Source organism: Streptomyces sp. NTD91, from assembly GCF_059510455.1.
The window spans coordinates 82791-95302 of record NZ_JCAJZW010000021.1 but is presented as its reverse complement, the minus strand read 5'-3'; the positions used below and the strand labels follow the sequence as shown (position 1 = coordinate 95302).

Genomic DNA, 12512 nt, shown 5'->3' with positions numbered 1-12512 from the left:
TGCGGCGAGTGGGGGCACCTCCCACGCCCTTGAGGCAGTGGGGAAGCGTGCCGGGCGTCGCGACGGGGCGAACGTTGCCTGTTGCGGCACTAGTACGTACTCCTGAGCGCCCGTTCCAGAATGGCCGCGCCCTCCTCCGCCTCCGCGACCGTCAGCGACAGCGGCGGGGCGATCCGCAGGGCGCTGGTGTTGTGACCGCCGCCCTTGCCGATGAGCAGCCCGCCCTCGCGGGCCGCCTCCAGGACGGCGGCGGCCGCCTGGGGGTCGGCCTGGTCGGTGCCGGGCTTCACCAGCTCGACGCCGATCATCAGGCCGCGGCCGCGGATCTCGCGCACGCCGGGCAGCTGGGCGGCGACGGCGCGCAGCCGCTCGATGAGCAGGCCGCCGACCCGGCGGGCGTTGCCCTGGAGGTCGTGTTCGAGAAGGTAGGTGAGGTTGGCCAGGCCGGCGGCCATGGTGAGCTGGGTGCCGCCGAATGTGGAGATGCTGCCTGCGTCCAGGCAGTTCATGATCTCGGCGCGGGCGATCACGCCGCCGATCGAGGTGCCGTTACCGATGCCCTTGGCGAAGGTGACGATGTCCGGCGGGCCGCTGCGGGCGTGCGCCTGCCAGCCCCAGAAGTGGTCGCCGGTGCGGCCCCAGCCGGTCTGCACCTCGTCGGCGATCCACAGGATGCCGTGCTCCTTCAGCACCTCGCGGAAGGCGGCGTAGAGCCCGTCGGGCGGGGAGGTGAAGCCGCCGACGCCCTGGACCGGCTCGGCGATCAGCGCGGCGGGCGGCCGGGTGTGCCCGAGGACGTCCTTGAGGTCGGCGACACAGGCGTCGGTGAACGCGCGGTCGTCCAGGCCTGCGAACGGGCCCCGGGTGCGCACGCCGCCGTGCACGTACAGGGTCTGGAGCGGGGACAGGGAGGTCGGCGACCAGCCGCGGTTGCCGGTGATGCCGACCGTGCTGAAGGAACGCCCGTGGTAGCTGTTGCGCATCGCGAGGATCGTGTTGCTGCGCCGGTAGGAGGTGGCGAGCAGCAGGGCGGTGTCGTTGGCCTCGGTGCCGGAGGTGGTGAAGAAGACCCGGGCGTCGGGGATGCCGCTCACCTGGGCGATGCGCTCGGCGAGTTCGACCATCGGACGGTTGAGGTAGAGGGTCGAGGAGTGGATGATCCGCCCGGCCTGCTCGCCGACCGCCTTGGTCACCTCGGGCAGCGCGTGCGCGGTCATCGTGGTCAGGATGCCGCCGAAGAAGTCGAGGTACTTGTTGCCGGCGGAGTCCCAGACGTGGCGGCCCTCGCCGTGGGTGATCTCGATCGGCTCGTCGTAGTAGAGGGCGAGCCAGTCGGGCATGACCTGACGGTGGCGGGAGTAGAGGTCGTTCACGGCTGTACCAGCCCTTCGTAGGCGTCGGGGCGGCGGTCTCGGTAGAAGGCCCACTGCTGCCGCACTTCCTCGATCAGGTCGAGATCGAGGTCGCGGACGAGGAGTTCCTCGGACTTGTCGCCCGCGACCTCGCCGACGAACTGCCCGCGCGGATCGACGAAGTAACTGGTCCCGTAGAAGTCGTTGTCGCCGTACTCCTCCCGCCCGACCCGGTTGATGGCGGCGACGAAGTACTCGTTGGCGACGGCGGCGGCGGGCTGCTCCAGCTGCCACAGATGGGCGGACAGGCCGCGGTGCGTGGCCGACGGGTTGTAGACCAGCTGGGCGCCGTTGAGCCCGAGTTGCCGCCAGCCCTCCGGGAAGTGCCGGTCGTAGCAGATGTAGACCCCGACCTTGCCGACGGCGGTGTCGAAGACGGGCCAGCCGAGATTGCCCGGTTTGAAGTAGTACTTCTCCCAGAAGCCCTTGACCTGCGGGATGTGGTGCTTGCGGTACTTGCCGAGGTAGGTCCCGTCGGCGTCGATCACGGCGGCGGTGTTGTAGTAGAAGCCGGACTGCTCGACCTCGAAGACGGGGACCACGACGACCATCCCGGTCTCCCGCGCGAGGTCCTGCATCCGGCGCACCGTCGGCCCGTCGGGAACCCGTTCGGCCCAGCGGTAGTGCTCGGGCTCCTGGACCTGGCAGAAGTAGGGCGAGTTGAACACTTCCTGGAAGCCGATGACCCCGGCTCCCCGGCGGGCCGCCTCGCGGGCGTGCTCCTCGTGTTTCGCCACCATGGACTCGGTGTCCCCGGTCCAGGTGGCCTGGACCAGTGCGGCGCGTACGACGTTGGCCATGAGCTGCTCCTTCGACGGACCGTCAGAGCCTCTACGCCCGTAGAGCAGGCCGTAGAGGGACGAAAGTAAGCCTCCGGGAGGCCCTTGCCAAGACCATCGTCGTCATCCCGCGGAGTCGATCAGGTGGAGCACCCCTGCGGGTGAGCGCGGGGTCGCTCCAGGGGGGTGAACCGGAGCATACCGGGACGATACCCCCCGTGGTCGCTCACGTCGCGTGTCCGGCGACCCTCAGTGCGTGCACGAGGTCCCAGTGCCGCTCGTCGGAGACCGCCCGCGCGGCCCCGAGCAGCAACGGCACGAGCCGGTGGGGGTCGGGGGCGACAGTGCGGGCCGCCTCCTGCGCCGTACGCCCCCGCACCACGGCGTCGAGCAGCTCTCCCGCCTCCCTGCCCCGCCCCTCCTCCGCCAGCCGCAGCACGGCCGCACCGATCTGCTCCGCCGGGCGGGCGACGCCCTGCCGCAGCATCTGCCGCGCGTCAGCCTCCCGTCCGGCGGCGACGAGCGCGTCGGCGGCGGAGACCAGCCGCGCCGGGGGCAGCGAGGCGGCCTCCCACAGCAGCGTGCCCCAGTCGGCACCGAGCCCGGCGCCGTGCAGGGCGTCCGCGACCGCCGGGAACCAGGCCGCGGGCCACTGCGCGACCTCCACCAGCAGCGCGTGCGCCTCCCCGCTGCGCCCCTCGGCCCGCAACGCCGCGAGCCGCGCGACGACTTCGCCCACGACCGCGCCCGCCTCGGCGTCCACGACCTCCTCGCGCACCGCCTCGCTCTCGCCCTGCCGCCCGGCCCCGGCGAACCGCGCGCCCCGCGGCGTCCGGTCCCCAGTGGGGCTGCCGCCCCCGGTCGGCAGCGACACCACCGGTACGACGGCGGCGCCCTGCTCTTCGGCAAGGCCGGCGAACCGGGCGCTTCCACGACGGCGCTTGCGGGGCCCGGCCGACTCGGGGGTGGGGGCCTGCGCAGTGGCGGGGGCGGGCGTGGCGGCGGATGGGGCGAGGGATGCGCTGTCTGCGGCTACGGCGCCGGGAGCGTGACCGGGCACGAAGGCTCGCCCTTCCGGAGCGGGCGACTCGGCGCGGGGGCCCGCGACGGCCCCGGCGGCATGCGGCACCCGGGCGGAGCCGTCGACAGGCGGGAACTGGGCAGGCGTGCCCCGCTGCGCGGCCCGGACGGATCCCTCGCCCTGCGCGGCCGCGGCGCGCCCCTCGCCCCCGGGCCCACTCACCGCCTCCCCTCGTTCCCCCGCCGTCGAGCGGCCACCACCGTCGACGGAGCGGAAAGGCGCCGGCGCCCCGGCGGTCACCGCCTCCCCCTCGCCCCGCGAACCCCCGGCCCGCGCCGGAGCGGGCCGACCGCCGCGCGGGGCCCGGCGCGCGCCCTCCGCCTCCCGGCGGTCCAACTGGACCAGCCTGGAGCGGAGTTCGGCGTACCGGGCGGTGGCTCGGGTGTGGTCGTCGTCGGCCCAGGACAGGGCGACGCGGAGGGACTCGGCCTGTGCCGGGGAGGCCGGCGCGGTCAGCAGGCGGGTCAGTTCGGCCCGGCGTGCGGCGGCGCGCTGCTCTTCGCGGAGCATGGCTTCGAGGTGGTGGAGCAGGGCGTCCCGCGCGCCGGGGCGGGCGTCGTACGCCCTGAGCGCGGCCCGGTGCAGGGCGCGGACCCCTTCCCGCTCGGCGGCAGCGGCGGCGGGGCCGTATGCGGCCGCGAGGTCGTCCAGCAGCGCCTCCACCACGTCCCACGGCGGGACCTCGCGGCCGTCCAGGCAGGCCCGCATGCCGTCGGGGTCGCGGCGCCAGAGGATCCCGCTCCAGCCTCCGTCCCGGTCCAGGCGCGCCAGCAGGCCGTCCAGGTAGCTCGCGAACTCCCGTACTCCGCCAGGGAGTCGTTCCACCGCCATCGTTCAGCTCCCGCCCGGCCGCCGGCACTCCGCCGGTCAGGCAACACCAGTCGTGTTACGGCGCTGCTACGGAGGGTTTTCCGGCAGGGCGCGGACGGCTCCTCGTGCGGCCCCGCACGCCGTGCGGCCCCCGCGCCTCACAGCGGCACGAGCACGCACCGCGTGACCAGCTCGTCCATCGACAGCCCGAGGGCGCCGGCCAGCGCGGCCACGGTGAAGAACGCCGGCGTCGGCGCCCGGCCCGTCTCGATCTTGCGGAGCGTCTCGGCGGAGATCCCCGCCTGCGCGGCGACCTCGTTCATGCTTCGATCCCCCCGCGCGGCGCGCAGCAACCGCCCGAGCCGCTCGCCGCGTTCGCGTTCTTCAGGGGTGAGGGGGGTGCGCACCATGCGCCCATTCTAATACCGGCCCGTACGGTGCACCCCATTCAAATACCGGTATAGTAATTGGCATGGTGGAGCTGAAGACGGACACATCGATCGACGCGATGCACGCGGCCGGCCAGGTCGTCGGGCGGGCCCTGACGGCCGTACGAGACGCCGCGGCCGTCGGCGTCTGTCTGCTGGAGCTGGACGAGGTGGCACGGGAGGTGCTGCGCGCGGCCGGGGCCTTGTCGCCCTTCCTCGGCTACCGGCCGTCCTTCGCCCCGACCCCCTTCCCCGCGGTGATCTGCGCCTCCGTGAACGACGCGATCGTGCACGGCATCCCCGGCCGCTACCGGCTCCGCGACGGCGATCTCGTCTCGATCGACTGCGGCGCCGTCCTGCACGGCTGGGCCGGCGACTCGGCGATCAGCTTCACCGTGGGCCGCCCGCGCCCGGCGGACCTCCGCCTGATCGAGACCGCCGAGCGGGCACTCGCGGCGGGCATCGAGGCGGCCGTCGCCGGCAACCGCATCGGCGACATCGCCCACGCCGTCGGCCGGGTCTGCCGCGACGCCGGCTACGGCGTCCCGCACGGCTTCGGCGGCCACGGCGTGGGCCGCCGTATGCACGAGGACCCCGACGTCCCGAACGAGGGCCGCCCGGGACGGGGCCTGCCGTTGCGCCCGGGGATGGTCCTGGCCATCGAGCCGATGCTGGCCGCCGGCGGCAAGGACGCCTACTACGCGGGGCCCGACGGCTGGACCCTGCGCACCTCCGACGGCTCCCGCGCCGCCCACGTCGAGCACACGGTGGCCGTCACGGAGTCCGGCCCCCGGATCCTCACGGCCAGGGAGACTCCCTGAGGGGCGCGGGGCCGTGTCGATGTGCGGCTCCGCCGCACGGGCGCGGGAAACCACGACGCTGCCGCCGCGGCACGACAGCCCGCCGTAGGCGAACATGCCACCCCCCACGGTTCGTGTCATCGTGGGCATGAACAGCCCGCACCCGGTTACCCGGCGGAGCCAGTCGTCAGCGAAGGAAGCGCATCGCCATGACAAACGGCTACCCTCCTGACCCCTTCGGCGAATTTCTGGCCCGTTTCTTCGGGGGTCCCCCCAGCGGAGCCAAGCGCCACATCGACATCGGCCGCCTGCTCAGCCAGCCGGCCCGTGAGCTGGTCAGAGGGGCCGCCGTGTACGCGGTGGAGCACGGCAGCCGGGACCTGGACACCCAGCACCTGCTGCGTGCCGCCGTGGCGTCCGAGCCCACCCGGAGCCTGCTGAGCCGGGCGGGCGCGGACCCGGACTCCCTCGCCTCGGAGATCGACGACCGGGCCGGCCCGGTGCAGCACCCGCCGGGCGAGACGCCGCCGCCGACCTCGCTGTCGCTCACCCCGGCCGTCAAGCGGGCCCTGCTGGACGCGCACGACCTGGCGCGGGCGAGCGGTGCGGGGTACATCGGCCCGGAGCACGTGCTGAGCGCGCTGGCCGCCAACCCGGACTCCGCGGCCGGGCACATCCTGAACGCGGCCCGGTTCTCGGCCCGCTCCCTGCCGCCCGAGGCCCCGGAGAGCACCCAGGTGCGCCAGGAGCGCCCTCGTGCCACCGGCACCCCGACGCTGGACAAGTACGGCCGTGACCTGACCGACCTGGCCCGGCAGGGCCGGATCGACCCGGTGATCGGCCGGGAAACCGAGATCGAACAGACCATCGAGGTGCTGTCGCGCCGGGGCAAGAACAACCCCGTCCTGATCGGTGACGCCGGGGTCGGCAAGACGGCCATCGTCGAGGGGCTGGCCCAGCGCATCGCCGACGGGGACGTCCCGGACGTCCTCGCGGGCCGCAGGGTCGTGGCGCTGGACCTCACCGGGGTCGTGGCCGGCACCCGCTACCGCGGCGACTTCGAGGAACGTCTGAACAACATCGTGGAGGAGATCCGCGCCCACTCCGACCGGCTGATCGTGTTCATCGACGAGCTGCACACCGTCGTGGGCGCGGGCTCCGGCGCCGAGGGCGGCGCGATGGACGCCGGGAACATCCTCAAGCCCGCCCTGGCCCGTGGCGAGCTGCACATCGTGGGCGCCACCACGCTGGAGGAGTTCCGCCGGATCGAGAAGGACGCGGCGCTGGCCCGCCGGTTCCAGCCGGTGCTGGTGCCCGAGCCCACGGCCGAGGACACCATCGAGATCCTGCGCGGGCTGCGCGACCGGTACGAGGCCCACCACCAGGTCCGCTACGCCGACCAGGCCCTGGTCGCCGCGGTGGAGCTGTCCGACCGCTACCTCACCGACCGGCGGCTGCCGGACAAGGCGATCGATCTGATCGACCAGGCGGGCGCCCGGGTACGGCTCGGCGCGCGGACCAAGGGCACGGACGTGCGCGCGATGGAGCGCGAGGTGGAGCAGCTGGTCCTGGACAAGGACCAGGCGGTCGCCGGCGAGGACTACGACAAGGCCAAGGAGCTGCGCGACCGGATCGGCGAGCTGAAACAGCGGATCGCCGAGGCGAGCGGCGACGACAAGGCCGACGAGGGACTCGGCCTGGAGGTGACGGCGGAGGCCATCGCCGAGGTGGTGTCCCGGCAGACCGGCATCCCGGTCAGCCGGCTCACCCAGGAGGAGAAGGAACGGCTGCTCGGCCTGGAGGAGCACCTGCACGAGCGGGTCGTCGGCCAGGAGGAGGCCGTCGCCGTGGTCTCGGAGGCGGTGCTGCGCTCCCGCGCGGGACTCGCGAGTCCGAACCGGCCGATCGGCAGCTTCCTGTTCCTGGGTCCGACCGGCGTCGGCAAGACCGAGCTGGCCCGGGCGCTCGCCGAGGCGCTCTTCGGCAGCGAGGACCGCATGGTCCGGCTCGACATGAGCGAGTACCAGGAGCGGCACACCGTCTCCCGGCTCGTCGGCGCCCCGCCCGGATACGTCGGCCACGAGGAGGCCGGGCAGCTCACCGAGGTGGTGCGGCGGCACCCTTACTCGCTGCTCCTGCTGGACGAGGTGGAGAAGGCCCACCCGGACGTCTTCAACATCCTGCTGCAGGTCCTGGACGACGGCCGGCTGACCGACTCCCAGGGCCGGACGGTGGACTTCACCAACACGGTCATCGTGATGACGAGCAACCTCGGCTCCGAGGCGATCACCCGGCGCGGCGCCGGGATCGGGTTCGGGCCCGGCGGCCGGGAGGCGGACGAGGAGGCGCGGCGCGAGCAGATCCTGCGGCCGCTGCGCGAGCACTTCCGGCCGGAGTTCCTCAACCGCATCGACGAGATCGTGGTCTTCCGGCAGCTGACGAGCGAGCAACTGCGGCAGATCACCGACCTGTTGCTGGAGAGCACCCGGCGTCTGCTGGACGGGCAGGGCGTCGCGGTCCACTTCACGGACGCCGCCGTCGACTGGATCGCCGAGCGCGGCTACCAGCCGGAGTACGGCGCCCGGCCGCTGCGCCGCACCATTCAGCGGGAGGTGGACAACCAGCTGTCCCGGCTGCTGCTGGACGGCACGATCTCCGAGGGCAGCCGGGTGATGGTGGACGTCCACGACGGACGGCTGGACTTCCGGGCCCGGGAACCCCAGCCGTCCGCGCCGGCGGAGGAGTCGCGGCCGCCGGCACCGGAGGTGTGACACCCGCCGACCGCCGTTGCGGCCCCCGGGGCTCCCGCCCCTGGGGGACCTGCTCGCCTACGGCGCCGGATCCACCACCATCGCCGAGCCGCCGCCGCGCCGTACCTTCTCGGCGGCCGCCAGCCACCTGCCGCCCGGCAGCCGCTGCACACCGGTCGCCGCGCCGATCTCGGGGTTGAGCGAGAAGGAGTGGCCGATGCCCTCCAGTTGTTTCCTCAGATCGCTGTCGTAGAGGGCGGGTTCGAGTTCGGTTTTGGCCGTGTTGCGCTGGCTGGCCCTCGGTGCGGCGATCGCGTCGGCCAGCGGCAGATGCCGGTCGAGGAACTCGGTGAGGATCTGCAGCACGGTGGTGATGATCGAGGCTCCGCCGGGCGAACCGAGCGCCACCACAGGCCGGTTGGACGTGTCCAGCACGATCGTCGGCGAGATCGACGAGCGCGGCCGCTTGCCCGGACCCGGCAGGTTCGGGTCGTGCACGGCCGGGTTGGCCGGGGTGAAGGAGAAGTCGGTCAGCTCGTTGTTGAGCAGGAAGCCCCGGCCGGGCACGGTCATGGCGCTGCCGCCGGTCTGCTCGATGGTGAGCGTGTAGGAGACGACGTTGCCCCACCTGTCGGCCACGGTGAGGTGCGTGGTGTTCTCGCCCTCGTACGTCGTCGGGGCGGCCGTACCGCCCGTGCCGCAGGCCGCGGGGTGGCGCGGGTCACCTGGGGCGAGCGGGCTGGTGAGGACCGCGTCGTCCTTGATCAGGCACGCGCGCGAGTCGGCGTACTTCTGCGACAGCAGCTCTTTCGTCGGTACGTCCTCGAAGGCGGGGTCGCCCACCCAGCGCCCGCGGTCGGCGAAGGCGATCCGGCCGGCCTCGATGAAGTGGTGCAGGTACTGCGCCTCGCTCGCCTTCGACAGGTCGGTGTTCTCCAGGATGTTGAGGGCCTCGCCGACCGTGGTGCCGCCCGAGGAGGAGGGGGCGATGGAGTACACGTTCAGGCCGCGGTACGAGGTCCTGGTGGGCGCCTGGAGCTTGGCCCGGTAGACGGCGAGGTCCTTCTCGGCGAGCGTGCCGGGGCGGGCGTTCCAGCCGGAGGCGGGGTCGACGCGTGGGTGTTCGACCGTCTTGACGATGTCGTCGCCGATGTCGCCGCGGTAGATCGCGTCCATGCCCTTGCGGCCCAGCTCCTCGTAGGTGCGGGCGAGTTCGGGGTTCTTCAGCCGGGACCCGACGACCGGCAGCCGCCCGTTCGGCAGGAACAGCTTCGCGGTGTCCGGGAAGTAGCGGAACCGGGTCTCGTTGGACGCGGTCTGCGAGCGGAAGGTGTCGTCCACCGTGAAGCCGTCGCGGGCGATCCGCTCGGCCGGCTTCAGTACCCTGCCGAGCCGCTCGCTGCCCCACTCGTCCAGCGCCTTCTGCCAGGTAGCGGGCGTGCCCGGGGTGCCGACGCTCAGGCCGCTGCTGACGGCGTCGGCGAAGGAGAGCGGCTTGCCGTTCTCCAGGAACAGGTCCGAGCCGGCGCTCAGCGGCGCCGTCTCGCGGCCGTCGATGGTGTGCACCGTGCGGGACCTGGCGTCGTAGTAGACGAAGTAGCCGCCTCCGCCGATGCCGGCCGAGTAGGGCTCGGTGACGCCGAGCGCCGCGGCGGTGGCGACGGCCGCGTCGACCGCGTTGCCGCCGTGCCTGAGGACCTCGATGCCGGCGGCGGAGGCGTCGGCGTCGACGCTGGAGACCGCGCCGCCGTAGCCCACCGCCACGGGAACCTTGGTGGGCGTTCCGTTCGACGGCGCCGCGGGTGGCGCCGCCGCCCCCACCGACACCACGGCGGCCGACACCGCCACAACCACCAGTTTCCGCGTGCCGGGACGACCCATCCGTACCTCCCGCAGGGACAAGTCCCCGCAGCGTAACGAGATTGCCGTGGTACCGACAGTACGCCTCGGCCTCTCGCCACACGAACATCACAGATCGAACAGCGGTACGCGACCGTCGTCCCGGGCCCGCTACCATCCCCGGCCATGAACGACGACGTGCGCAACATCGTCCTCGGCCTGGTGGCCACGGGCATGTCCGCCTCGCTGGGCTGGCTCGCCCGTACGTATCTGTGGCGCCGCAAACTGCGGCGCAGGCAGGCGTTCTTCGGGCTGCCGGACCACTCGGAGTCGCTGCTCGTCGTGAACCGGGACCCGGCCGCCTCCGAACCGGCGGTGCACCGCTTCGACGTGTTCGCGCTGCTGGAACTGTCGGCGCTCATCAAGGACTGCGGCGCGCACGCCCAGGTCGTCACCCAGGACACGGTCCGGCAGGGCTTCGGTGAGCGCACCGAGTTCTGCGTGGGTGGGCCGGGCTCCAGCCGGCGGACGGCCGCGCACATGTCGGCGATGCTGCCGGGCCTGGAGGTCAGCACCGACCCGGAGCCGGGCCCCGAGCGGGGCGCCTTCCGGATCGGCGACGAACGCTACCTGATGGAGCGGGGCGTCACCGAGTACGTCCTGCTGGCACGGCTCACCGCGAGCGGCCAGGCCCGCCCGGTGTTCCTCTTCTGCGGCCAGAGCGCCATCACGAACCAGGCCGCCACGCGCTACCTCGCCCGTCACCACGAACGCCTGCACCGCAAGTACGGCACCGGGTCCTTCGTCCTGCTGCTCAAGGTGGTCAACTCCCAGGCGTACGGCCCGGATGTGGTCGAGCTGGTCGCGGACGTGACCCGGGCGGCGCGCACACCCCTGCCCGAGCCGGCCGCTGCCGAGCCGGCCGCGTGACGGCTTCAACAAACTTTACCGGCACGTAACTTACCGACGGGTTACTTACGGTAAGCGGTCCCGGTTACCGTCGGGTCACTTTGGACTGCAACAGTTGAAGGAGTGACCCATGGGACACCGCCGCGCCTCTGTGCGCACCGCCGCCCTCGGAGCCGTCTCGGCGGCGCTGCTCGCCGGGACCGCCGGCCTGGCGCCCGCAGCCCGGGCCGGCACGCCGAGCGTCCGGTTCGTCGACATCACCGGCGACGGTGGCACCGTGCTGAAGGCGAACGTCGTCACCCCCGCCGGTGCCGACGGCGCGCACGCCTACCCGCTCATCGTGTTGCCCACGAGCTGGTCGCTGCCGCAGGTGGAGTACCTCGCCCAGGCGCAGAAGCTCGCCGACGCCGGTTATGTGGTGCTCACCTACAACGTGCGCGGCTTCTGGCAGTCGGGCGGACGGATAGAAGTGGCCGGTCCGCCGGACGTGGCGGACGCCTCCAAGGTCATCGACTGGGCGCTCGCGAACACCCCGGCCGACCCTCGGCACGTCGGCATGGCGGGGGTGTCGTACGGCGCCGGGATCAGCCTGCTCGCCGCCGCGCACGACAAGCGCGTCAAGGCGGTGGCGGCGCTCAGCGGCTGGGCGGACCTGATCGACTCCATCTACTCGGGCCGCACCCAACATGTCGAGGCGGCGGCCGTGCTGGACGGGACGGCCCGCCTCACCGGCAGGGAGAGTCCCGAAGTGCGGAACGTCTTCGACCACTTCTACGCCTCCGACCTGTCCAAGGAACGGGAGATGATCGAGTGGGGGAAGAAACGTTCCGTTGCGACCTATGTCGACCGGCTGAACAAGAACGGCACGGCCCTCATGCTCGCCAACGCGTGGGGCGACACGATCTTCCCGGTGAACCAGTACGCCGACTTCTACGAGAAGCTGAAGGTGCCCAAGCGCCTCGAACTGCGGCCCGGCGACCACGCCACCCCGGAGCTGACCGGCCTGTTCGGGCTGCCCAACGACGTCTGGACGGACACCGAGCGCTGGCTCGACCACTACCTCAAGGGCGCCGACAACGGCATCGACCACGAGCCGCCGGTCGAGCTGAAGTCCCGTGGCGCGGGGGGATACGAGGGCTACCCCGACTGGAAGTCGATCGCCGCGACCCGCCAAAGGCTCGCGCTCGCCGGCTCCACCACCATCCACGCAGGCGTCGACTCCGGCGCGGACGGCGGGGTGGTCTTCCTCTCCGGCATCCTCGACCAGGTCGCTCATCTGCCGCCCATGGCCGCGATCCCGCTGCTGCCGCGCCGCTGGGCGGCCGTGTGGCAGTCGGAGCGGTACGGCGGCACCCGGAAGGTGCGCGGCACCGCCACCCTGCACACCACGCTGACCCCGACCGCGGAGAGCGGCACGTTCATCGCCTACCTGTACGACGTGGGGCCCCTCGGCATCGGCAAACTGGTCACGAACGCGCCGTACACCTGGCACGGGCGGACGCCCGGCCAGCCTTTCGCCGTGAACCTGGACCTGTTCTCCACGGCCTACGACGTCCCCGCCGGGCACCGCCTCGCGCTGGTGGTGGACACCGTCGATCCGCTCTACATCGAGCACAACCCGTCCGGCGCGCAGCTGACCTTCTCCTCACCCTCGGACGACCCGTCCTACGTGTCCGTCCCGCTCGGCGAGCAGTGATCTCCGGC

General features: G+C 72.7%; 9 protein-coding genes. 4 read left to right on the top strand and 5 right to left on the bottom strand.

Translation table 11 applies throughout. The features are described from left to right. Positions 1 to 89: 89 nt before the first annotated feature. From AC5WRT_RS21975 to AC5WRT_RS21960, 4 genes are all read right to left on the bottom strand, one after another. Positions 90 to 1340, bottom strand: coding sequence for an aspartate aminotransferase family protein (locus AC5WRT_RS21975; protein ID WP_496100527.1), 1251 nt, complete (start codon positions 1338 to 1340; stop codon positions 90 to 92). A gap of 29 nt (positions 1341 to 1369) precedes the next feature. Then, positions 1370 to 2212: a nitrilase-related carbon-nitrogen hydrolase gene (locus AC5WRT_RS21970; RefSeq protein WP_496095179.1), complete on the bottom strand. Its 843-nt coding sequence runs from the start codon at positions 2210 to 2212 to the stop codon at positions 1370 to 1372. A gap of 205 nt (positions 2213 to 2417) precedes the next feature. Next, positions 2418 to 4103, bottom strand: coding sequence for a hypothetical protein (locus tag AC5WRT_RS21965; protein ID WP_496100526.1), 1686 nt, complete (start codon positions 4101 to 4103; stop codon positions 2418 to 2420). Between the two features lie 137 nt (positions 4104 to 4240). Continuing rightward, a complete protein-coding gene (locus AC5WRT_RS21960) occupies positions 4241 to 4492 on the bottom strand; it encodes a helix-turn-helix domain-containing protein (protein WP_496095177.1) in 252 nt (83 codons plus the stop codon). Positions 4493 to 4554: 62 nt separating this feature from the next. On the opposite strand from AC5WRT_RS21960, the gene map reads away from it, so the two are divergent. Both map and AC5WRT_RS21950 read left to right on the top strand, forming a co-directional pair. Beyond that, complete coding sequence (gene map / locus AC5WRT_RS21955) at positions 4555 to 5331, top strand: type I methionyl aminopeptidase (RefSeq protein ID WP_496100525.1); 777 nt, start codon at positions 4555 to 4557, stop codon at positions 5329 to 5331. A gap of 188 nt (positions 5332 to 5519) precedes the next feature. Next, a complete protein-coding gene (locus AC5WRT_RS21950; RefSeq protein ID WP_496095175.1) occupies positions 5520 to 8081 on the top strand; it encodes an ATP-dependent Clp protease ATP-binding subunit in 2562 nt (853 codons plus the stop codon). A 57-nt stretch (positions 8082 to 8138) separates the two neighbouring features. Here AC5WRT_RS21950 and ggt read toward each other — a convergent pair whose 3' ends face one another. Then, a complete protein-coding gene (gene ggt, locus AC5WRT_RS21945) occupies positions 8139 to 9941 on the bottom strand; it encodes a gamma-glutamyltransferase (RefSeq protein WP_496095223.1) in 1803 nt (600 codons plus the stop codon). A gap of 144 nt (positions 9942 to 10085) precedes the next feature. On the opposite strand from ggt, the gene AC5WRT_RS21940 reads away from it, so the two are divergent. Both AC5WRT_RS21940 and AC5WRT_RS21935 read left to right on the top strand, forming a co-directional pair. Beyond that, entirely contained in the window at positions 10086 to 10829 is a 744-nt protein-coding gene (locus tag AC5WRT_RS21940; protein WP_496095174.1) for a hypothetical protein, read from the top strand. A 109-nt stretch (positions 10830 to 10938) separates the two neighbouring features. Then, positions 10939 to 12504 (top strand): CocE/NonD family hydrolase, encoded by a 1566-nt coding sequence (locus AC5WRT_RS21935; protein WP_496095173.1) that lies wholly within the window; start codon positions 10939 to 10941, stop codon positions 12502 to 12504. Positions 12505 to 12512 lie beyond the last annotated feature (8 nt).